The following is a 275-nucleotide window of genomic DNA, read 5'->3' as shown; positions in this document are numbered from 1 at the left end:
AGAAACGATAGAAGCAATGGCGAATAAAATACCATACCACTTTTGCCCAAGCGCACGCTCGAAGTAGTAAGCAGGGCCACCGCGGTATTCACCCGTGACAACATCGCGCTCTTTATAAATCTGACCCAAGGTAGATTCAACATAAGCGGTTGAAGCGCCTAAGAAGGCCACAACCCACATCCAGAATACGGCACCTGGACCACCAAAACCAATGGCAGCAGCAACACCAGCGATGTTACCCATACCTACACGACCAGCTAGAGAAACAGCTAATG

Annotated in this window: 1 protein-coding gene; it reads right to left on the bottom strand. The window is 49.5% G+C overall.

Annotation, left to right across the window (positions count from 1 at the left end; genetic code table 11):
* Positions 1 to 275: alanine:cation symporter family protein (locus AAEY78_RS13000; RefSeq protein WP_352339732.1), on the bottom strand; the 275-nt coding region annotated here is incomplete at both ends.

The organism is Psychrobacter sp. 16-MNA-CIBAN-0192, assembly GCF_040309565.1.
Taxonomy (GTDB): Bacteria; Pseudomonadota; Gammaproteobacteria; order Pseudomonadales; family Moraxellaceae; genus Psychrobacter.
Note: the sequence above shows the minus strand (reverse complement) of the source record. Positions and strands in the feature narration are given on the sequence as shown.